Raw genomic sequence first — 16,990 nt, forward strand, 5'->3', positions numbered from 1 at the left:
AGTCGGCACTGCGTCCCCTCTCCCCGTTCTTGCGGGGAGAGGGTTGGGGTGAGGGGCAGCCGCTTGCGCTTATGTTAGTTGTTAGACCTGCCCCCTTCACCGGATTGCATCTGACGATGCAATCGGACCTCTCCCCGCATCCGCCGTCGCGCTGCGAGCTATGGCGGACAAGAGCGGGGCGAGGTTGCAGTGGGCGCGCGGCGAGATACGTGCACGCCAACTGAAAGGGGGTCGGTTTGTAACTCCACCGAACTCAGAGATCAGCGCCGCCCAGCCTGTAGCTCGGCGAAACCAGCTGCGGCCTCGCGCACTTCCTCGCAGAAATCCGCCATCTCCTGCACCTGGCGGATCTCGATGATCTCGTTGTCGGAGGCCGGGCACTTCCTGGCCCAGCCGATCGCCTCGTCGCGCGAGGCGACGTCGATCATCCAGTAGCCGCCGAGCACTTCCTTGGATTCGGTGAACGGTCCGTCGGTCACGACTGGCTTGCCGCCGGCGAACGAGACCCGTGCGCCCGATGACGGCGGATGCAGCCCATCCAAGGTGATCAGCACGCCGGCTTCCTTGAGCGCTTCGTTGTAGCGCATCATTGCCGCCACGCGTTCCGGGTCGGGCTGGGTGCCGGGCGCCGCACTCTCATAGCCGAGGGGGATCATCAGCATCATGAATCGCATCGCATTGCTCCTGGTCTGAAAGTTCGTTGAAAATCAGTGCTTGGCGGCCTTGGCACGCAGGCGTTCCTCCTGCGCGCGCAGCTCAGGCGTCAATGCCTCGCCAAAGTCCTCCGGGGCGAACACCTGGCGGATTTCGATCTGCGCCCCGGCGCCGAACGGCGCGCGCGTCATCCGGGCGATCACTTCGTCCAGCGATCCGGCCTTGATCAGCCAGAAGCCGGCGACGAGGTCGGGGACCGGCGTGAACGGACCGCGCGTCACGGCGGCCGCACCGCCCGTATAGTCGAGCCGGGCGCCTTTTGCGCTCGGATGCAAGCCCTCGCCCGCTTCCATCATGCCGGCCTCGACCAGTTCGGCATTGAACTTACCCATGGCCGTCAGCATCCCGGTATCGGGCATCACACCGTTTTCGGTATCCGTCGTGGCCTTCACGATCACCATGAACCGCATCCTCAAAGCTCCATCTGCTCCCAGAGGGGGGCGTGCCTGAAAGACGAACGGATCTTGACGCGGCCGACATGGCTGTCCGAAAATTTTTTGGGCCGGGTGCGGCTCAGGCCTCGTCGCCCCGGGCGCGCACGAACGCGCCGTCCCGATAGGTCGCGCCGAAATAAACGTCGATGCGGCTGATGCGGTCACCTGCAAAGACGATAACCTCCGTGTTGCGGAAGCTCTTGCCGTCCTTGGCGACGCATCGATAGGTCACGAAGGCGACGTCACCGTCGACACAAATGCGTTCGAGGTCGTGACGCGCGATCCAGTCGCTGCCGCGCCAGCAGCGCGCGAAGTAGGTCGTTTTGTCGATCGCATCGTCATAGGGGCTTGTGAAGCGGAAATCCTCCGTCAGCATGTCGTCCACAGTTTGACGGTCATTGGCGAGATAGGCCGCGAACAATGCGCGGACGGCATCGGCTTTGTGTCCCATCTGTCTCTCCTGCTTCGGGAAGAGCTGCCGATGCGGCTCGGCCTCATCGGCATGGAAAAGTCCCGGTAGCACACCACAATCTAGCTCCCGCGTGAATGCACGAGAAAGAACCGCAACATCTCCCGCGTCGCGTCCGGCCCTCGGGGATCGGTGTAGGAGCCGGCGGGACTGCCGCCCGACCAGGCATGACCGGCGCCGTGGATGGCCCAGTGCTCTGATGTCACCTGCCCGCTCGGGTCGCACAAAATCGTCCTCGTATAGGCATGCCCGCCCGGCATCCGCCCGCGAACGACAGACGATGTGTGGCGCGTGGCTCCGGTCGATTGCGCGACGATGCGATCGCTATTGTCGGGATGCACCGTGGTGTCGCGATCGCCATGGAAGACGATGGTCGGCACAGCCGGTCTGCCATCCACCGTACTGTCGGCCTTGCCGCCTTGACGCATGGCGAGCAGCGCGGACGGAAGATCGCGCGCGGCCCCGCAGGCCAGGCCGGAATGGATCCCGGCAGCAGCGTACAAATCGGGGTACGTCGCGGCCATGATGGCGGCAGCCGCGCCGCCGGCCGACAGGCCGCAGACATAGACGCGCTTTGGATCGATCGCGTGCTCCCGCATGATTTGGCGGGTGATGCCCGCGATCAGCGACGGTTCGCCGCCGCCCCGCTGCTGGTCGCCGGCGCGAAACCAGTTCCAGCATTTCGCCTGATTGGCTCCGCTGGGCTGTTCGGGATAGACCACGAAGCAGCTCTGCTCCTCGGCCAGAAAATTCATCCGGGTGCCGGCCGCGAAATCGTCCGGCGACTGGGTGCAGCCGTGCAGCATGACGACCAGCGGCAGAGGTTTGTCCTCAGCCCGGCTCGGGCTGAACAGCTTGTAGCTCCGGCGCCCCGCCGCATTGGCAAAATTGCCTGCGACGAACTGCGTCCCTTCCGGCGCGATGTCCCGCATCGCCGGCGCGCGCCCGATCGGACCTCGCAGGCCGAGGCCCGGGATCGCATCGATGAAGGCGCGTGGCGGCTTGTGCGCCTGAGCGGGCGTCGCTTGCGTGGGCATGGCCTGTGCGGGGTGACGCTCGCGCTCGGCGACGCGCGTCGCCTTCACATCGATTGTCGGCGGCTCCAGCCTTGCCGGCGTGATGACGGCGGCACCGCCAGATTTAGCAGCCGGCGCTGTCGCGCCGCGCAGCATGCGCTGCAGCAGCGCGGTGGCCTCGACCAACTGGCCTGATCGTGTCAGCCGCGAGGCTTCGCGCATGATGTCTTGATTCAGCATTGCGTCACCTCATTCTGTCGGCGAGCGCGGCCTTGACCGCGGGCGTGGCATGCAAGGCACCCAGCACCGAGACCGAGGCGATGGTGGCGCGGGCCAGCTCGGGCGTGACGTCCGTGGCGATGGTCGCAAGGCCCAGCACATTGATCTGCAGCATCTGGCCGGCGCGCTGCGCCGCCTCGAGATCCCCACGGCTGTAATGTCGCAAGCCCAGGTCCAGACTGTTGCGGACTGTCGACTGCTTGACGACGTCCGCATGCCGTTCGAGCTGGTTGCGGATCGCGGTGCGGATGAAGTCAGCGCGGTTGGAGTAAAACCCCTCCTGCACCAGCAGATCGACCTGACCGAGATCGACATAGCCGAGATTGACGGTGATCTTCTCGGTTTCCGGAACCTTGGGCCGTAGCTCGCGTACGTTATTCGTCATAGGGACCATCCATATGCCATCTGTATGGATGGCACATGGATGGAATATGGAGCTGGCGTTCGAGCATTCAAGAGCGCCCCCGTTCAAGAGCGCACCCCGGCAAGTGGCCGGAATGCAGGCCGCCTTTGCCCAATTCGTCGCTCGGTCTCGCCGCCGAATGTGGCTATTCGCCTCGGGAACTTATGTACAATTTTGTACTTAAGCTCCTGCCGTTTGGTCGCGGCAGTGGGGAATCGAGTCGTGCAAAACGAGTTGTTGGTGGTTCTTGTCGTCGAAGACGAAGCCTCGATTCAGGGCTTGATCGAAGACGCTCTTTCAGAAGGCGGCTTCAAGTCGGAAATCATTTCCTCTGGCGAGGAGGCCGTTACTCTCCTCCAAGGCCGCCGTGAGGAATATCGCGCGCTCATAACAGATATCAACTTGTCCGGCGGACTGACCGGCTGGGACGTTGCGAGACGGGCGAGAGAGCTTCACCCCGAGATTCCCGTGATCTACATGAGCGGCGCCTCAGCCGAGCAATGGACTTCACAAGGCGTCCCGAACAGCCTGCTCTTAACAAAGCCGTTCGCACCAGCGCAGATCGTTACGGCGGTCTCTCAGTTGCTCAATCAAGTTCCGCCAGCGGCGCATGAATAAGGCCGCCGCGGTGGGCGGCCTCTTCATATGGCGAGGGCGGTAATTTTGGCCTCTTGCCTTGTCGATTTCAGCTTCTGAATAAGGCGCTCGATTTCCTTCAGGCCAATATTGCCGCTCCTATTCATGCCAGGACACGATGGTGCAACATCGCGCGATTTGGCTGTCATGCGGACATCCATGGCGGCGTCGAACAGCCGAATTCGGGGGCGATCTGCTTCAACAGCTCGGGCGCGGAATGCGCCGCGAGACCGCTGACGCGCGCAAGCCACCAGCACATGTGGTAAGAAAGGTTGCACGAAAAGCCCTGTGATAGTGGAGTGAAAGTCCCCTTGATGACCTCGCGTTCTGAAAAAGTCGTCCTCGTAACCGGCGCCGCGCGCGGGATCGGGCTTGCCACTGCGAAGCGTTTCCTGGCCGAAGGCTGGCGCGTCGCGTTGCTGGATATCGAGGACGAGCTGCTGCGGGACGCGGTTGCTGGGCTCGCCCAGCCGGACGATGCGCTGCCGCTCTGTTGTGACGTCTCGGACGCGCAGGCGGTGCATGATGCGATCCATGCGGTGGCCGATCGCTTCGGCCGGCTCGATGCGCTGGTCAACAACGCCGGCGTGGCGACCTTCGCGCCGTTGCTAGACACGACGAACGAGGACTGGGACCGGATTCTCGCGGTCAATTTGACCGGCCCGTTCCTTTGTACCAAGGCAGCGGTGCCGCTGATGCGGGCGCATGGCGGCGGCGCGATCGTCAACATTACCTCGATCTCCGCCGTGCGCGCCTCGACCCTGCGCTCGGCCTACGGCACCAGCAAAGCGGGCCTCGCCCATCTCACCAAGCAGCTCGCGGTCGAGCTGGCCTCGGCCGGCATCCGCGTCAACGCGGTGGCGCCCGGACCGGTCGAAACCGCAATGGCGAAGGAGGTGCACACGCCCGCGATCCGCGCCGACTATCACGATGCGATTCCGCTCAATCGTTACGGGCTTGAAGACGAATTGGCGGAAGCCATCTTCTTCTTGAGCTGCGACCGCTCCAGCTACATTACCGGGCAGGTGCTGGCCGTCGACGGCGGCTTCGATGCGGCCGGCATCGGCCTGCCGACCCTGCGCGGTGAACCACGCAAAGGATGAGTTGATCGTGAGTTGGACGCGGATCATCCTGACGCTCTTTCTCGCGCTGGCACTCTGGGCCATCGCCACCATGCTGGCCCGCGCCGACATTCGCATTCTCGCCTCACCCGGCGGCGAGGTCGGATCGTTCCTCAAACTGTTCGAGAAGGTCCGCGCCTCCGGCGAGCGGGTCGTGATCGACGGCCCTTGTCTGTCGGCCTGCACGCTGGTTTTGGACGTCGTTCCGGAAGACCGCATCTGCGTCACCAAGCGCGCCGTGCTCGGCTTCCACGCCGCCCGCTCGGTCGACCGCCGCGGTCGCTTCTATGCCGAGCCCGAGGCATCGAAGCTGGTGCTGCGCGCCTATCCCGACCCGGTCAGGGCCTGGATCGAGCGCCGCGGCGGCTTGACGTCGCGGCTGCTCCTCTTACGCGGGCGTGAGCTCAAGGCGATCTACCCGTCGTGCCGCTAACGCATGACCCGGAAAAGTGATCGCGCGCTCAAAAGCCCTCGGCCGGCACGTTGATCATCCAGGGGATGCCGAACTTGTCGACACCCATGCCGAACCCTTTCGACCAGAACGTCTTGCCAAACGGCATCATCACGCTGCCGCCGTCGAGCAGAGCCGCGAATTTACGCTCTGCTTCGGCGACATCGGCGATCTGAATGGAAACGGAAAAGCCCTGGGGTTTCTGGAAGTGTTCCGGCGGCGCATCTGAGGCCATCAGCACATCGCCGCCGATCGAGATGCGGGCGTGCATGACCTTGTCCTTGCGTTCCGGCGGATAGGGCATTTCTGGCGGCGCATCGGAATTGCGCATCATCATGTCGATCTTGGCGCCGAGCACCGCAACATAGTGATTGAGCGCTTCCTCGCAGTTGCTGTTGAACATCAGATAGGGGCTGATCATCGTCTTCTCCTTGGTGAACTTCATGATCCGAGCGGGCGCCAGCGCTCACGCCTCAGCCAAGCGCTTCAGGCCGGAGAGGCCAGCTTCGAAATCCTTACCGATCATCTTGTCCATATTCATGACGAGTTGCATGACCTTCGACAGGAACGGCGCGGGACCGTGCATGGTCCAGACGATCTCGGTCGACGATGTCAGCGGCCGCAGCGTGAACTCGGCGACATTGTGCCCTTTGAATGGCTTGATGAAATCGAGCTTGATCATGATCTTCGACGGCACCGTGACCTCGATGATCTCCATCCGCCCTGCTCCGACATTGCGGTTGCCGTCCCAGGCATAGATTGCGGCGACACCGCTACGCGGTCCTTCGAAAGTCCGCTTCATCGCGGGGTCCCGGTGTTCCCATGGCGACCAGCCACGCCATTGGTGGAAGTCGGCAATCAGCGGAAAGATCGTCTCAGGCGCGGCCGCGATGACCGCAGAGCGCTGCACGCGGAACCTATCCGGCTTGGCGCTTGCGGCCATCAGCGCCACTGCGATTGCGACCGCGAGCAGCACCGCAATAATGATCAGGACCGTCGACATCACACTCTCCCCACTTACGAACGTTGCGGTGCGCCGTGCATCCCGGCGCCGTCATTTGCGCTCTCTTTGGCACTGTCGCGCTTGAGCCGGTCGATCTGCATCCGGATATGAGCCGCCTCGGTCGAGCTGTGGGCGAGCGCAATGGCACGGTCGAAAGCGATACGCGCCTCTTCATGGCGATCGAGCTGCATCAACAGCGCGCCGCGCACGCCGAAGAAATAGAAGTAGTTCGACAGCCGGTTCGCAAGCGGCTCGATCATGTCGAGCGCTGCGGCCGGCCCACGTGCCTTCGACACCGCGACCGCGCGATTGAGCGTCACCACCGGCGACGGCTGCACCACTTCAAGCGCGCCATAGAGCAGGTCGATCTGGGTCCAGTCAGTGTCGTCGGGCGTCGCTGCGCGCGCGTGCAGCGCCGCGATCGCTGCCTGGATCTGGTAGGGACCGCTGCGCCGGTGCCGCATCGCCTTGTCGATCAGCGCTAGGCCCTCCGCGATCAGGGTCGGTTTCCAGAGCGAGCGGTCCTGGTCCTCCAGCAGGATCAGCGCGCCATCCGCATCGTAGCGCGCCGAACTGCGTGCATGCTGCAACAGCAGCAGCGCCGTCAGCCCCATGATTTCCGGCTCGCCCGGAAACAGCCGTAGCAGCAGCCGCGCCAGCCGAATCGCCTCCTCGGACAGTGGCATGCGCAGATCGGCGGTCTCTCCGCTGGCCGAATAGCCCTCGTTGAAGATCAGATAGATCATGGCGGCGACCGCCGTCAGCCGTTCGCTGCGCTCGACCGCGCCGGGCGTCTCGAACGGCACGCTGGCCTGCGCCACGCGCGCTTTGGCGCGGGTGATGCGCTGCTCCATCGCGGCCTCGCCGACCAGGAAGGCGCGTGCGATCTGCTTCACCGTGAGGCCCGAGACGACGCGCAAGGCGAGCGCGATCTGCTGCGTCGCCGGCAGCTCCTTGTGGCAGCAGATGAACAAGAGCCGCAGGATGTCGTCGCGATAATGCGAGCCGTCGAGCCGCTCGGCAACCTCGTCCTCGGCATCGTCGAGGTCCGAGATCGCCTCATCATCAGGCAGCGGCTCCTGCTTGCGGTTGCGCCTGACCTCGTCGATCGCGGCATTGCGCCCGACCATGATCAGCCAGGCGGCAGGGTCGCGCGGCGGCCCGTTCTGCGGCCAGCTCTTCAACGCCCGCAGGCAGGCGTTCTGAAACGCCTCCTCGGCGGTGTCGAGATCGCGGAAATAGCGCAACAGCGCGCCGATGGCCTGGGGACGCGCCGAGGTCAATGCCGCATCGATCCAGGCGGTGTCGGTCATGTCAACTGACCCGCGCGTTGGGAGTGAATACGCCGACCGGACGGATCTCATAGGAGCCGCCGGGATTGGCCGCGCCGAGATCGCGCGCCACCTCAAGCGCCGCATCGAGATTCTCGCAGTCGACGATATAGAAGCCGAGCAGCTGCTCCTTGGTCTCGGCGTAGGGCCCGTCGATCACCAGCGGCGGATCGTCCTTGCGCAGCGTGGTCGCCGCCGTGGTCGGCAGCAGCCGCGCCACCGGGCCGAGCCGGCCCTGTTTCACGAGCTTCTCCTGCACCACGGCAAGCTTGGCCATGACGGCGGCGTCCTGCTCCTTGCTCCAGGAGCAGACGAAATCCTCATCATGATAGCACAGCAGGGCATACAGCATCGGAAACCATCTCCATCTGACCTTAAGACGAAGGAGTATGCCTGCAGCCGACAACGCGGCGAAGAAAATTTGGCCGGTTCCCTCCGGCGCCTCGGCGCCGCGCGGCGGTTGGACGCAGCGCCCGATCTGCTATGGGATGCCGGTCACCTGATGCGAGGAAGATCACGATGAACAAAGGCGTGCTGGCGCTGCTGATCCATGGCGGCACCGACAATTGGTCGCCGCAGCGCTGGCAGGCGCGGTTTACCGAGGCTTGCGGCGACCGCCCCGTCGTGCTGCTGCCGGATGCCGCGCTCGACCCCGCAGAGGTGCATTACGCCGCGGTGTGGAAGCCGGTGCCGGGCGAACTGGCGGGCTTTCCGAACCTGCGGGTGATCTTCAATCTCGGCGCCGGCGTCGACGCGCTGATGGCCGACAAGACCCTGCCCGACGTGCCACTGGTGCGCGTCGCGGTCGATGATTTAACCGCGCGCATGACCGAATATGTCGTGCTGCACGTGCTGATGCATCATCGTCAGGAGCTCTATCTGCGGCAGTCGCAGCGTGACAAACGCTGGGCGCCGAAATACCAATGGCCGGCGGCCGCGATCGGGGTCGGCATCATGGGGTTGGGCACGCTCGGCACTGACGCGGCCGATGTACTGAAGCGCCTCGGCTTCCGCGTCGCCGGCTGGAGCCGCAGCGCGAAGCAGATCGACGGCGTCGAATGTTTCCATGGCGCGGCGCAGCTCGACGCGTTCCTGCAGCGGACCGACATCCTGGTCTCGCTGCTGCCGCTGACGGCGGACACCAGGCAGATCCTGAACCGCAACGTGTTCACGAAGCTCAATCGCACCAGCCCGCTCGGCGCGCCGGTCATGATCAATGCCGGCCGCGGCGGCCTGCAGAACGAGGCGGATATTCTCGCCTGCCTCGATGACGGCACCCTCGGGGCCGTCTCGCTCGACGTGTTCGGCCACGAGCCGCTGCCGGCCGACAGCCGCTTCTGGACCCATCCGAAGGTGGTGCTGACGCCGCACAACGCCGCCGACACCGATGCCGACGCCATCTCGCGCTATGTCGGCGCGCAGATCGCGCGCTTCGAGCAGGACGGCGCACTGGAGAACATGGTCGATCGCAAGAAGGGTTACTAATATCTTCGTCCCGGCGTTCGGGACGACGGACTTGTTTCGTCGCTCATTTCCTCAGCATCACGTCGAGCGCGCCCTTGACGATCGCCTCCAACTCCCCACGCGGCGCGTGCGCGCGGGCACGGATCGCAATCGTATGGATGGTAGCCGACGCCAGCTGCGCAAGCACGACCGGATCGGCGCTCGCGGGCAGCTCGCCGGCGTCCTTGGCGCGGCGGAAGCAGAAGGCGAACGCCTTGTCGAGCTCGCGCAACGCATCCTGCACCATGGCGCGGATGTCGCCGTCCTGGACCGCTTCGGAGCCCGCGGTCATCACCGTGAAGCAGCCGCGCGGACCATCCTCACCCGACAGATAGATATCGAGCGCGGTGGCGAAGATGCGCTCGAGCTGCCGCCGCACAGATGCATCACCGCGGAAGATATCGGCCATCGCGGCACGCGCCTCGTCGCGATAGCGCTGATAGCTCCTGATGTAGAGCTCGCGCTTGTCGCCGAACGCGCCATAGAGGCTCGGCCGGTTCATGCCGGTCGCAGCCGAGAGATCGTCGAGCGAGGTCGCGGCAAAGCCGCCCTGGCGAAACAGGTCGAGCGCCTTGCCGAGTGCCACGTCCGGCTCATAAGCGCGCGGCCGCCCGCGGCGCTTGGGTTCAGCGGGCGCTTCCGGCGGCGGTGTGCCATCGCCTTTCTTTTTTTGTACCATATCGCATTAAATTCCTTGACGTCGTTTATATTATGCGAAACAGTATGAAAATCAACAATGCTCCTTAGGGAGCACTCAGGAGGCGTCCATGGATCTGTATTTCTCGCCGATGGCCTGTTCGCTCGCGACCCGCATCGCGCTTTACGAAGCCGGCGCCGAAGCCAACTTTCTCGAGGTCGATCCGAAGACCAAGACCGTGCTGCGTGACGGCTCCGACTTTCGTGCCGTCAATCCGCTCGGCCTGGTGCCGACCTTGCGCACCGATGACGGCCAGGTGCTGACCGAGAACGCCGCCATCCTGCAATATGTCGCCGATCATTTCCCGCAGGCCGATCTCGGCACCAGCCCCGGCATCGACCGCAGCCGGCTGCATCAATGGCTCTGCTTCATCGGCACCGAGCTGCACAAGGGCCTGTTCATCCCGATCCTCGACAAGACGGCGCCGGAGGAGATGAAGGCACATGTGCTGAAGAAGAACCTGTCGCGGCTCGACTATCTGGAGACCTACCTGAAGGGCCGGGACTATCTGCTCGACCATTTCAGCGTCGCCGACGCCTATCTGGTCACGGTCATCAACTGGACCATGGCGACGCCGCCGGTAGAGCTGGCGAAATGGCCTGTCGTGAAGGCCTATCATGAGCGCCTGAGGACGCGGCCCGCGGTTGCAAGGGCCGTCGCCGAGGAGTTCGAGCTCTACAAGGCCGAACTCGCGCGCCACAAAGCGGCGGCCTGATCTGCCTTAAGCCCCGCCCATCGCAAGGCGCAACGCCCTGGGAATGCGTTGCGCCTTGCCGCCCGAGATGAAGGCCACACGCACGCTCGCCTCCACCAGGAGATCATCGCCTCGCTTGCATTGTTGCAGCAATGTGATCGAGGCGCCCTTCACCTCCTGCGTCGTCGTGATGATGTCGAGCACATCGTCGAGATAGGCCGGCTTGAAAAAATCGAGCTGCATCGCGCGGACGACGAACGCAAATCCGGGCGTTTCGCCCTCGGTTTCCTCTATCAGCCCGCGCTGCTGGGTGCCAAGCAGGCGAAGGAAGTTCGTCCGCCCGCGCTCCATGAAGCGCAGATAATTGGCGTGGTAGACGATGCGCCCCGCATCGGTGTCCTCGAAATAGACGCGGGCCTGCATGTGATGGCGACCATCGCGGATCTCACCGTCGAGATGGGATGTCATTGGGACATTTCCCGATCCATGTCCATGCGGCCATCGAGAACACGGCCAATCACAACGCGCTCAGCCTCCACCAAATAGAATACCACGTAATTCTCGACCAACAGCCCACGCAAGGAGGCTCCTAATTCGCTTCGGTCTCGTCCTAGCATCGGGAAGCGACGTAACTCTTCGAAGCATTCGGAAAAGCGGGTCAAGAGCCGATCTGCTGCGCCGGGACTTCTTTCGACGAGGTATCCATAAATGCCCCGAAGATCATCACGGGCACGGAAAGCAACCTCGATCTCCAAGAGCGCCCCTATGGCTTCGTCTCCTGGCGCGCCTGCGCCAGAAACTCTTCCAGGTCCCACGGCACCGTGCGGCCGGCTTCAACATCTGCCAGGCCTTCGCCAACTGCGGACTTGAGAGCGCGAAACTTTCTCGCCTGCATCAGCAAATAATCGGCAGCAGACTCCTGCATATCTTCCGGAAGCATTTCCAGGGCCGCAACGGCCTTATCAACGGCTGAGCTCATGGCCAGATGGTACCACGATCAAATCGAAATGCACAGATTGCACGGCGGCCAATTTACGACATCACCGCCAGCGCCGCGCTGACCGTGACCTGCACGATCTCGGGCGGCACGCCGATCCGCACCGGCACGATGCTGCAGCCGAGGCCGCCGGAGACAATGACGTCGCAGGCGGTGCGCGCATGACCATAAGCAAACTTATTGCCGTAGCGGGACGGCACGACCGGCGACCAGCCGAGCAGCCTAACCTGACCGCCATGGGTGTGGCCGGAGAGCTGCTGCGCGACCCGCGACGGCACGCGCATCGCCACGTCCGGCTCATGCGCGAGCAGGATGACCGGCGCATCATCGGTCACCTTCGCAAGCGTCGCCTTGAGATCGTCGACGCCGATGCGCGGGACCGGCCGAAAGCGTCGCGCCGGCCAGTAGGCCAGTTGATCGCCAAGCCCGGCCAGCCAGAACGGCTGCCCGTCCTTGCTGAGGCGCACCGCAACATTTTCGTAAACCGGAATGCCGACCGCCTCCAACGCACGCCGGGCCGCAGGCGCGCCATGACCGGCGCGCTGCACGCTGTGATCATCCCAATAATCATGGTTGCCGAGAATGGCATGCACGCCGAGCGGCGCCTTCAGCCCGGCCAGTACCGCGGCCCATTCGGGCGCCTCGATGCGACCGATGAGATAACGATGGCCGGCCACGTAGTCGCCGAGCATGACGATGATGTCGGGCTGGAGCGCATTGGTGTGCGCAACAATGGTCTCGATATGGGCAAGTGACATCCACGGATGACAGGCATGGACGTCAGCGATCGCGGCGATCTTCAATGTCAGGCCGGCGGGCCAGCGCTGCGGGTGCACTTGATAGTCGGCGACGCGCAGCCGCAGTAGCGGCTCGATGCCAACGCCATAGCTGGCCGTGGACAGCCCGATGGCGGCAGCACCGGTGGAGAGTTGGATAAAGCGACGGCGGGACAACATGAACGTTCAAAACCTCTGCTGCATGCCGGTCATAGGGCTGGATTGCAGCCGCTTTGGGTTCGGGCGGTGCAGATTGTCAGCAGGCTTTACTCATCATCCGTGCTGTCGCCGAACAGGCCGAACTGTGCAGCCGGGTCGCGCGTCGGCTCGGCCATTCCGAGGTGACGGAAGGCATGCGAGGTCAAGAGACGGCCGCGCGGCGTGCGCTGCAGGTAGCCGCATTGAATGAGATAAGGCTCGATGATGTCCTCGATGGCATCGCGCGGTTCGGACAGCGCCGCTGCCATCGTCTCAACGCCGACCGGGCCGCCGCCATAATTCAGCGCGATGGTCGAAAGGTAACGCCGGTCCATCGCGTCGAGCCCGGCCGCATCGACCTCGAGCGCGCTCAGCGCGTGATCGGCGATGGCGCGATCGATCGCCTCAGAGTCGGCGGCGGAGGCGAAATCGCGCACGCGACGGAGCAGACGACCGGCGATGCGCGGCGTGCCGCGGGCACGACGCGCGATCTCGTTGGCACCGTCGGCCGTCATGCCGACCTCCAGCACCCGGGCGCCGCGGGTGACGATCTTCTCCAGTTCCTCGATGGTGTAGAAATTGAGCCGGATCGGAATGCCGAAACGATCGCGCAACGGATTGGTCAATAGCCCTGCGCGCGTAGTGGCGCCGACCAGCGTGAACTTCGACAGGTCGATCTTGACCGAGCGCGCCGCCGGGCCTTCGCCGATGATCAGATCGAGCTGGAAATCCTCCATCGCCGGATAGAGCACCTCCTCGACCGCCGGGCTGAGCCGATGGATCTCGTCGATGAACAGCACGTCGCGCTCTTCCAAATTGGTCAGCAGCGCGGCGAGGTCGCCGGCCTTGGCGATCACGGGCCCCGAGGTGGCGCGGAAGCCGACGCCGAGCTCGCGCGCCACGATCTGCGCCAGCGTGGTCTTGCCCAATCCCGGAGGGCCGACGAACAACACGTGGTCGAGCGCCTCGCCGCGCTTGCGGGCCGCTTCGATGAAGATCGAGAGGTTGGCGCGCGCTTGCTGCTGGCCGACGAAATCGGCGAGCTGCTGCGGGCGCAGGGCGGTGTCGCCGACGTCGTCGCCGCGGCGCTCCGGGCTGACCATGCGGTTGGGCGCAGGCTGCTTCATTCGCCGCCGCGCCTGTATTTGTTCGGCAGCAGCTCCCCGATGGTCACGACCTTCGGTGGTTGCCCGTTGTCGGGCACGATCACCTTCGCCTTGGCATCGTAATCGTGGATCAGCTCGCGGCAGATGCCGCAGGGCGAGACCACGGCGATCTTGCCGGGCTCACCAGGCTTCGGGTGCCGCACCGCGACCATGGTCTCGATGCCGTGATCGCCATGTTCGGTGATGGCCCGTCCGATCGCGATGGCCTCGGCGCAGACCGCAATGCGGCCGAGATAGGCGTCGATATTGACACCTGTGATGATCCGGCCGTCGCGGGTGCGCATCGCGGCGCCAACCTCCTGCCAATCATTGCGATAGCGATCGGAGATGGCGGAGGTCGCGGCATCGATCAGTTCCTGGTCGGCCTTGCTCACCATGGCAACTACAGTTCCTTCTAATTTGCACCGCGCCGGCGATAACCTACTTCGCCAGCTCCTTGAGGCCGAGCCGGATCAGTTGCGCGGTCTCGGCCTTGTCGCCCGCGCTGCGGGTCGCCGCGGCAATCGCTGCCGCCGCCTGGGGCTGGCCATAGCCGAGATTGACCAGCGCCGAGATCGCGTCCGTGACCGGCTTCGGCGCGCGCGCCTCGTCGATCGCACCCGACAGGCTGACCACGGCCGGATCCACATCGGCGAAGTGCGGCGCCTTGTCCTTCAGCTCGGTGACGATGCGCTCGGCGACCTTCGGCCCGACGCCCGGCGTGCGCGCCACCGAGACCTTGTCGCGCAATGCGATCGCATTGGCGAGGTCCGATGGCGGCAACGTGCCGAGCACGGCGAGCGCGACTTTGGCGCCGACGCCCTGCACGGTCTGCAACAAGCGAAACCATTCGCGCTCGACGTCGCTGCGGAAGCCGAACAGCTTGATCTGGTCCTCGCGCACATAGGTCTCGATCGACAACATCGCAGCCTCGCCGGGCTTCGGCAGCGCCTGCAGGGTGCGCGCGGAGCAATGCACTTGGTAACCGACACCGCCGACGTCAAGGATCACGAAGTCCTCGGCGTAGGAGTCGATCAGACCCTTGAGCTTGCCGATCATAAGGAGGCCACCTTCATCCGCAGCGCCTGGCCCTGACGGTGATGGGCGTGCGTGATCGCGATCGCGAGCGCGTCGGCGGCATCGGCGGAACGCGGCTCGGCCTTGGGCAGCAGGATCTTCAGCATCACCGCGATCTGGTTCTTATCGGCGTGTCCGGCCCCGACCACGGTCTTCTTGACCTGGTTCGGCGCATATTCGGCCACGTCGATACCAAAGATCGCAGGCGCCAGCATGGCGACGCCCCGGGCCTGGCCGAGCTTCAGGGTGGCGGCGCCGTCCTTGTTGACGAAGGTCTGCTCGACAGCGGCTTCCATCGGCCTGAACTCGCCGAGCACGGCGGCGAGACCTTCATGGATCGCGCGCAGCCGGCTCGCCATTGGCAGGTCGTCCGGTGGCTCGACCGAGCCGCAGCCGACAAAGATCAGCCGGTTGCCCTCGCTCTCGATCACGCCCCAGCCGGTACGGCGGAGGCCGGGATCGATCCCGATGATGCGGACTGGGATGCGAATCGCCTGCGAGGTCATGCCCAAGTGATAGCCTTCGGCCGGCCTGCGGGGAAACATAAACAGAACAGCCGCCGGGCGTGGTCAACAGCCCATTAACCGCCCATCTTGGCCATGAGCGCGTCAGAGATCTCGAAATTGGCGAACACGTTCTGCACGTCGTCGTGATCGTTCAGGAGGTCCATCAGCTTCAAGAGCTTCTCGCCGGTCTCGTCGTCGACCGCCACAGTGTTCTGCGGCTTCCAGGTCAGCGCCGCCTTGCGCGGCTCGCCGAACTTCGCTTCCAGATTCTTGGCGACCTCGCGGAAGTTCTCCGGGGAGGCATAGACCTCATGGCCGTTCTCGCTGGAGATCACGTCGTCGGCGCCGGCCTCGATCGCAGCATCCAGCATGGCGTCGTCGGACGCGACGCTGGAGTCATATTCGATGATCGCGGTGCGATCGAACATGAAGGACACCGAGCCGGTTTCGCCGAGATTGCCACCGGATTTGGTGAAGAAGGAGCGGATGTCGGAGGCGGCGCGGTTGCGGTTGTCGGTCAGCGCCTCGACGATGACGGCGACGCCGCCCGGGCCATACCCCTCGTAGCGGATCTCATCATAATTATCGCCCTCGCCGCCGAGCGCCTTCTTGATGGCACGCTCAATATTGTCCTTCGGCATGTTCTCCTCGCGCGCGGCAATCACGGCGGCGCGCAGGCGGGGATTCATGGCCGGATCCGGCGTGCCGAGCTTGGCTGCGACGGTGATTTCGCGCGCCAGCTTGCCGAACAGCTTGGATTTCATCGCATCCTGCCGGCCCTTGCGATGCATGATGTTCTTGAATTGGGAATGGCCGGCCATGCGAAGCTTCTCTTGAAGGTCTGTGAGGATCGAAGGGTAAGCGGGGAGGCGCGGCGTTATAGGCCGGGCTCATCCAAAATCAAAGATAGTCCAATCTTAGGTATTTAAGCACTCCCGCCTGAGCTTGCCAGCAGCCAATTGTTAACCATGGCTTCATGAGAAGGTGAAAGGATACGGCCCTCAACCGACAATTGTGAAGCATCTGATTTTTCCGGGAGAGCCCCATGGCGTTCGCCTGGTTCGGAAGGCGCACTGCACCCGTACCCAAGACAACGGCCAGGGCCCCGGTCGCCTCACCGCCTGTGGAACCGACGCCCTCGACGGAGGGCGAATCAGCCAAGGCCATCCTCGACCTGCTGGAGCTCGAACTCGGCGGCATGATCCGTCAGCTCGAGCGCGCCGCCAACTCGGTCACGAGCGGTGCCGAGGGCACCGCCGGCACCCTCTCCGACATCCGCCGGCGCACTGAGGCTCTGAGCGGCCGCTCGAGCGCGGCTCAGGGGACGGCCGCGACCTTCGCGCAGGCAGCCGACAAGGTCACGCAATCGGCCCAGGGCATCGGCGCCCAGGTCCGCGATGCCGGCCAGCTTGCCGACGCCGCAAGCGCGGCCGCCGACGAGGCGCGGGCCAATGTCGATCGCCTACGCGAATCATCGGCCGCGATCGGCAACGTGGTCAATCTGATCTCCCAGATTGCCCGCCAGACCACGCTCCTCGCC

General features: G+C 64.4%; 25 protein-coding genes and 1 pseudogene. 6 read left to right on the plus strand and 20 right to left on the minus strand.

Annotated elements, in window-relative coordinates; genetic code table 11:
* Window positions 1–260 precede the first annotated feature (260 nt).
* From WA702_RS02195 to WA702_RS02215, 5 genes are all read right to left on the minus strand, one after another.
* On the minus strand, window positions 261–674 hold the full coding sequence (locus WA702_RS02195; protein WP_425108884.1) for a YciI family protein: 414 nt from the start codon (window positions 672–674) through the stop codon (window positions 261–263).
* A 33-nt stretch (window positions 675–707) separates the two neighbouring features.
* Window positions 708–1,124 (minus strand): YciI family protein, encoded by a 417-nt coding sequence (locus tag WA702_RS02200; protein ID WP_425108885.1) that lies wholly within the window; start codon window positions 1,122–1,124, stop codon window positions 708–710.
* Window positions 1,125–1,227: 103 nt separating this feature from the next.
* Window positions 1,228–1,599, minus strand: coding sequence for a nuclear transport factor 2 family protein (locus WA702_RS02205; RefSeq protein WP_425108886.1), 372 nt, complete (start codon window positions 1,597–1,599; stop codon window positions 1,228–1,230).
* An 80-nt stretch (window positions 1,600–1,679) separates the two neighbouring features.
* Window positions 1,680–2,873, minus strand: coding sequence for an alpha/beta hydrolase family esterase (locus WA702_RS02210; RefSeq protein ID WP_425108887.1), 1,194 nt, complete (start codon window positions 2,871–2,873; stop codon window positions 1,680–1,682).
* A gap of 4 nt (window positions 2,874–2,877) precedes the next feature.
* A complete protein-coding gene (locus WA702_RS02215; RefSeq protein ID WP_425108888.1) occupies window positions 2,878–3,297 on the minus strand; it encodes a CopG family transcriptional regulator in 420 nt (139 codons plus the stop codon).
* A gap of 240 nt (window positions 3,298–3,537) precedes the next feature.
* On the opposite strand from WA702_RS02215, the gene WA702_RS02220 reads away from it, so the two are divergent.
* Complete coding sequence (locus tag WA702_RS02220) at window positions 3,538–3,933, plus strand: response regulator (RefSeq protein WP_425108889.1); 396 nt, start codon at window positions 3,538–3,540, stop codon at window positions 3,931–3,933.
* A gap of 23 nt (window positions 3,934–3,956) precedes the next feature.
* On the opposite strand, the gene WA702_RS02225 is transcribed toward WA702_RS02220, so the two are convergent.
* Window positions 3,957–4,100 carry a hypothetical protein gene (locus WA702_RS02225; RefSeq protein WP_425108890.1) on the minus strand — a complete coding sequence of 48 codons (144 nt, stop codon included), beginning with the start codon at window positions 4,098–4,100 and terminating at the stop codon, window positions 3,957–3,959.
* Between the two features lie 165 nt (window positions 4,101–4,265).
* On the opposite strand from WA702_RS02225, the gene WA702_RS02230 reads away from it, so the two are divergent.
* On the plus strand, window positions 4,266–5,054 hold the full coding sequence (locus WA702_RS02230) for an SDR family NAD(P)-dependent oxidoreductase (RefSeq protein ID WP_425108891.1): 789 nt from the start codon (window positions 4,266–4,268) through the stop codon (window positions 5,052–5,054).
* 4 nt (window positions 5,055–5,058) lie between these two features.
* Window positions 5,059–5,505, plus strand: a complete 447-nt coding sequence (locus tag WA702_RS02235) for a hypothetical protein (RefSeq protein WP_425108907.1) — start codon at window positions 5,059–5,061, stop codon at window positions 5,503–5,505.
* A gap of 28 nt (window positions 5,506–5,533) precedes the next feature.
* On the opposite strand, the gene WA702_RS02240 is transcribed toward WA702_RS02235, so the two are convergent.
* Genes WA702_RS02240 through WA702_RS02255 form a run of 4 tightly spaced genes read right to left on the minus strand, consistent with a single transcriptional unit; the run spans window position 5,534 to window position 8,209 of the window.
* Window positions 5,534–5,944, minus strand: coding sequence for a VOC family protein (locus tag WA702_RS02240; RefSeq protein WP_425108908.1), 411 nt, complete (start codon window positions 5,942–5,944; stop codon window positions 5,534–5,536).
* Between the two features lie 45 nt (window positions 5,945–5,989).
* Window positions 5,990–6,526 carry an SRPBCC family protein gene (locus WA702_RS02245; RefSeq protein WP_425108892.1) on the minus strand — a complete coding sequence of 179 codons (537 nt, stop codon included), beginning with the start codon at window positions 6,524–6,526 and terminating at the stop codon, window positions 5,990–5,992.
* 14 nt (window positions 6,527–6,540) lie between these two features.
* The gene (locus WA702_RS02250; protein ID WP_425108893.1) at window positions 6,541–7,839 is read right to left on the minus strand and encodes an RNA polymerase sigma factor; all 1,299 of its coding nucleotides are present in this window, start codon (window positions 7,837–7,839) and stop codon (window positions 6,541–6,543) included.
* A 1-nt stretch (window position 7,840) separates the two neighbouring features.
* Window positions 7,841–8,209 carry a YciI family protein gene (locus WA702_RS02255; protein WP_425108894.1) on the minus strand — a complete coding sequence of 123 codons (369 nt, stop codon included), beginning with the start codon at window positions 8,207–8,209 and terminating at the stop codon, window positions 7,841–7,843.
* 167 nt (window positions 8,210–8,376) lie between these two features.
* On the opposite strand from WA702_RS02255, the gene WA702_RS02260 reads away from it, so the two are divergent.
* Entirely contained in the window at window positions 8,377–9,342 is a 966-nt protein-coding gene (locus WA702_RS02260) for a 2-hydroxyacid dehydrogenase (protein WP_425108895.1), read from the plus strand.
* Between the two features lie 43 nt (window positions 9,343–9,385).
* On the opposite strand, the gene WA702_RS02265 is transcribed toward WA702_RS02260, so the two are convergent.
* Entirely contained in the window at window positions 9,386–10,039 is a 654-nt protein-coding gene (locus WA702_RS02265; protein WP_425108896.1) for a TetR/AcrR family transcriptional regulator, read from the minus strand.
* An 88-nt stretch (window positions 10,040–10,127) separates the two neighbouring features.
* On the opposite strand from WA702_RS02265, the gene WA702_RS02270 reads away from it, so the two are divergent.
* Window positions 10,128–10,772, plus strand: coding sequence for a glutathione binding-like protein (locus tag WA702_RS02270; protein ID WP_425108897.1), 645 nt, complete (start codon window positions 10,128–10,130; stop codon window positions 10,770–10,772).
* A gap of 6 nt (window positions 10,773–10,778) precedes the next feature.
* On the opposite strand, the gene ybgC is transcribed toward WA702_RS02270, so the two are convergent.
* The 9 genes from ybgC to WA702_RS02315 all read right to left on the minus strand — a co-directional run bounded on the left by ybgC (window position 10,779) and on the right by WA702_RS02315 (window position 16,271).
* A complete protein-coding gene (ybgC, locus tag WA702_RS02275; protein ID WP_425108898.1) occupies window positions 10,779–11,219 on the minus strand; it encodes a tol-pal system-associated acyl-CoA thioesterase in 441 nt (146 codons plus the stop codon).
* Entirely contained in the window at window positions 11,216–11,506 is a 291-nt protein-coding gene (locus WA702_RS02280; RefSeq protein WP_425108899.1) for a type II toxin-antitoxin system RelE/ParE family toxin, read from the minus strand. The genes ybgC and WA702_RS02280 overlap by 4 nt, the downstream gene beginning before the upstream one ends.
* An 8-nt stretch (window positions 11,507–11,514) precedes the next feature.
* The gene (locus WA702_RS02285; RefSeq protein ID WP_425108900.1) at window positions 11,515–11,730 is read right to left on the minus strand and encodes a hypothetical protein; all 216 of its coding nucleotides are present in this window, start codon (window positions 11,728–11,730) and stop codon (window positions 11,515–11,517) included.
* Between the two features lie 53 nt (window positions 11,731–11,783).
* Complete coding sequence (locus WA702_RS02290; protein WP_425108901.1) at window positions 11,784–12,704, minus strand: metallophosphoesterase; 921 nt, start codon at window positions 12,702–12,704, stop codon at window positions 11,784–11,786.
* 86 nt (window positions 12,705–12,790) lie between these two features.
* Window positions 12,791–13,849, minus strand: a complete 1,059-nt coding sequence (gene ruvB, locus WA702_RS02295; RefSeq protein ID WP_425108902.1) for a Holliday junction branch migration DNA helicase RuvB — start codon at window positions 13,847–13,849, stop codon at window positions 12,791–12,793.
* A complete protein-coding gene (locus WA702_RS02300) occupies window positions 13,846–14,265 on the minus strand; it encodes a cytidine deaminase (RefSeq protein WP_425108903.1) in 420 nt (139 codons plus the stop codon). Before WA702_RS02300 ends, ruvB begins: the two co-directional genes overlap by 4 nt.
* A 43-nt stretch (window positions 14,266–14,308) precedes the next feature.
* Window positions 14,309–14,926, minus strand: a complete 618-nt coding sequence (gene ruvA / locus WA702_RS02305) for a Holliday junction branch migration protein RuvA (protein WP_425108904.1) — start codon at window positions 14,924–14,926, stop codon at window positions 14,309–14,311.
* Window positions 14,923–15,450 (minus strand): crossover junction endodeoxyribonuclease RuvC, encoded by a 528-nt coding sequence (gene ruvC / locus WA702_RS02310; protein WP_425108905.1) that lies wholly within the window; start codon window positions 15,448–15,450, stop codon window positions 14,923–14,925. Before ruvC ends, ruvA begins: the two co-directional genes overlap by 4 nt.
* 74 nt (window positions 15,451–15,524) lie before the next feature.
* A complete protein-coding gene (locus WA702_RS02315) occupies window positions 15,525–16,271 on the minus strand; it encodes a YebC/PmpR family DNA-binding transcriptional regulator (protein ID WP_425108906.1) in 747 nt (248 codons plus the stop codon).
* A gap of 224 nt (window positions 16,272–16,495) precedes the next feature.
* On the opposite strand from WA702_RS02315, the pseudogene WA702_RS02320 reads away from it, so the two are divergent.
* Window positions 16,496–16,990, plus strand: a pseudogene (locus WA702_RS02320) (methyl-accepting chemotaxis protein); the annotation flags it as partial.

The organism is Bradyrhizobium sp., assembly GCF_049798375.1.
GTDB lineage: Bacteria > Pseudomonadota > Alphaproteobacteria > Rhizobiales > Xanthobacteraceae > Bradyrhizobium.

Excerpts from the sequence above, each read along its gene's own strand:
- WA702_RS02195 (WP_425108884.1), bottom strand. The coding sequence starts at position 674 with ATGCGATTCATGATGCTGATGATCCCCCTCGGCTATGAGAGTGCGGCG.
- WA702_RS02200 (WP_425108885.1), bottom strand. The coding sequence starts at position 1,124 with ATGCGGTTCATGGTGATCGTGAAGGCCACGACGGATACCGAAAACGGT.
- WA702_RS02205 (WP_425108886.1), bottom strand. The coding sequence starts at position 1,599 with ATGGGACACAAAGCCGATGCCGTCCGCGCATTGTTCGCGGCCTATCTC.
- WA702_RS02210 (WP_425108887.1), bottom strand. The coding sequence starts at position 2,873 with ATGCTGAATCAAGACATCATGCGCGAAGCCTCGCGGCTGACACGATCA.
- WA702_RS02215 (WP_425108888.1), bottom strand. The coding sequence starts at position 3,297 with ATGACGAATAACGTACGCGAGCTACGGCCCAAGGTTCCGGAAACCGAG.
- WA702_RS02225 (WP_425108890.1), bottom strand. The coding sequence starts at position 4,100 with ATGACAGCCAAATCGCGCGATGTTGCACCATCGTGTCCTGGCATGAAT.
- WA702_RS02230 (WP_425108891.1), top strand. The coding sequence starts at position 4,266 with ATGACCTCGCGTTCTGAAAAAGTCGTCCTCGTAACCGGCGCCGCGCGC.
- WA702_RS02240 (WP_425108908.1), bottom strand. The coding sequence starts at position 5,944 with ATGATCAGCCCCTATCTGATGTTCAACAGCAACTGCGAGGAAGCGCTC.
- WA702_RS02245 (WP_425108892.1), bottom strand. The coding sequence starts at position 6,526 with ATGTCGACGGTCCTGATCATTATTGCGGTGCTGCTCGCGGTCGCAATC.
- WA702_RS02250 (WP_425108893.1), bottom strand. The coding sequence starts at position 7,839 with ATGACCGACACCGCCTGGATCGATGCGGCATTGACCTCGGCGCGTCCC.
- WA702_RS02255 (WP_425108894.1), bottom strand. The coding sequence starts at position 8,209 with ATGCTGTATGCCCTGCTGTGCTATCATGATGAGGATTTCGTCTGCTCC.
- WA702_RS02260 (WP_425108895.1), top strand. The coding sequence starts at position 8,377 with ATGAACAAAGGCGTGCTGGCGCTGCTGATCCATGGCGGCACCGACAAT.
- WA702_RS02265 (WP_425108896.1), bottom strand. The coding sequence starts at position 10,039 with ATGGTACAAAAAAAGAAAGGCGATGGCACACCGCCGCCGGAAGCGCCC.
- WA702_RS02270 (WP_425108897.1), top strand. The coding sequence starts at position 10,128 with ATGGATCTGTATTTCTCGCCGATGGCCTGTTCGCTCGCGACCCGCATC.
- ybgC (WP_425108898.1), bottom strand. The coding sequence starts at position 11,219 with ATGACATCCCATCTCGACGGTGAGATCCGCGATGGTCGCCATCACATG.
- WA702_RS02285 (WP_425108900.1), bottom strand. The coding sequence starts at position 11,730 with ATGAGCTCAGCCGTTGATAAGGCCGTTGCGGCCCTGGAAATGCTTCCG.
- WA702_RS02290 (WP_425108901.1), bottom strand. The coding sequence starts at position 12,704 with ATGTTGTCCCGCCGTCGCTTTATCCAACTCTCCACCGGTGCTGCCGCC.
- ruvB (WP_425108902.1), bottom strand. The coding sequence starts at position 13,849 with ATGAAGCAGCCTGCGCCCAACCGCATGGTCAGCCCGGAGCGCCGCGGC.
- WA702_RS02300 (WP_425108903.1), bottom strand. The coding sequence starts at position 14,265 with ATGGTGAGCAAGGCCGACCAGGAACTGATCGATGCCGCGACCTCCGCC.
- ruvA (WP_425108904.1), bottom strand. The coding sequence starts at position 14,926 with ATGATCGGCAAGCTCAAGGGTCTGATCGACTCCTACGCCGAGGACTTC.
- ruvC (WP_425108905.1), bottom strand. The coding sequence starts at position 15,450 with ATGACCTCGCAGGCGATTCGCATCCCAGTCCGCATCATCGGGATCGAT.
- WA702_RS02315 (WP_425108906.1), bottom strand. The coding sequence starts at position 16,271 with ATGGCCGGCCATTCCCAATTCAAGAACATCATGCATCGCAAGGGCCGG.